The organism is Shewanella sp. 11B5, assembly GCF_002836795.1.
GTDB classification, from domain to species: Bacteria; Pseudomonadota; Gammaproteobacteria; order Enterobacterales; family Shewanellaceae; genus Shewanella; species Shewanella frigidimarina.
The window spans coordinates 1-1,574 of the sequence record NZ_PJAP01000837.1 but is presented as its reverse complement, the minus strand read 5'-3'; the positions used below and the strand labels follow the sequence as shown (position 1 = coordinate 1,574).

Annotated in this window: 1 protein-coding gene; it reads right to left on the bottom strand. The window is 42.8% G+C overall.

Translation table 11 applies throughout. The annotated features are described in order from the left end of the window. The coding region (locus tag CXF78_RS16960; protein WP_102037428.1) for an outer membrane protein transport protein at positions 1 to 1,319 on the bottom strand (1,319 nt) is incomplete at its 3' end. Between the last annotated feature and the right edge of the window lie 255 nt (positions 1,320 to 1,574).

The following is a 1,574-nucleotide window of genomic DNA, read 5'->3' as shown; positions in this document are numbered from 1 at the left end:
CATACATCACCCGTTGCTTCACCAGTGAAGCTAACCGACGCAATATTTTGCAGGCTCTGAGTCTCTGTAATGGGTGCATCACCATGAGTGCGAATGTAAGTCACACCAACATCAACATTCAGATTTTTAGAGACTTGATAACCGGTACCCACACTGAACCATAAACGATCAGAATCTGGAATGGTGGTGGTGCGGTGTTGGTCATCAACCGCGGTTTTATCTAGCGCCATACCAGCACGTAATGTCCACTGGTCATTAAGTGTATAGCTGGTACCAAGCGCATAACGCCAGTTATCTTTAAAGTTCTCTTCTTTTACCACGTCTGACTCTAGGCCACCGACAGGCTTAACATCACCAGGGAAGTACGCCACTAGTTGTTCAAACACACTCCATTCTGTCCAATTAACACTTGCATGCATTGCCCAGTTTTCAGTTAACTGATGATAAGAAGCCAGTTCCGCAAATGCAGGTAACTCAATAGGTAAGTAGCCCTCAATTTCAATATTTTGACCACCGTTATAAGCCACGCCAGACACATGACCGTCTAATTTAAGATCGACACTACTGTGATAAGCCAAACCGATGCGGTTTGCTGAGTTAATTTGCCAGCTCGCGCCCGCTTTCCAACCATAGCCAACATCATCACCTTCCATTGACTTTAGATTGGTACCACCTGAAGGTAAACGTGCATTAATGCTTGCAGGTAAGTTAGGATTAGCTTTAATCGCATCAATCCAACCTGGAGCGGTTGCACTAACTTCACCTTCACCGTACACAACACGTAAGCCTGCACCTACAGTGAATGAGTCATCAACACGGAAAGCAACATTGGGATTAAACTCGACAGTGGTAATTGAGGTTTTACTGCCAAAAATAGCCGCTGCATCCGCTACCGGAATATCAGTTGCTAAACCATAATTTGAATTAACCGCTAGACCCCAAGTCCATTGATCATTCAACTGGTTTGAATAATAAAAGTTTGGCACAAATGCATTGTCAGCAACATCGTATGCGTCAGCACCAATCACTAATGGCTCTGAGCCTAATAACGGTGAAGAAATACCGACATCACCAACCACATCAACATTTGGCATAACATAAATGCCACCCGCTGATACTTGGCGGCCTTCTAGATAAGCTAGCATGGCTGGATTACGCGCTTGAGTTGACGCATTGTCTGCAATAGCTGCTTCACCAGCAAATGCACGGCCCAAACCTGTCGCTGAATATTCTGCAAGTTGGAAACCTGCCGCGTTCACTTGAGTTGTTGCCCCAAATACAATGGCGCTAATCGCCAGTGTTAACACTGTTTTTTTCATTATGATTCTCGGTGTTTATATTCAAACTGCATAAATCGATTTTTATAGAGCAAAAACTCGATTTAAATGAAGCCGTCAGTGTACTGATCCAAAAAAGCTTTGCAACTGCGCAAAAGGACTGAACAAGAAGTGAGTGATTGAATTCTAAATTGTGATCATGATCAAACTTTTAGTTTTCTGCTATAAAAAAGAAACCAAAAGCGGTATAGCTGTAAACCGATTTAACCTAACGTGAGAAAAAGTTATTTTTTATTA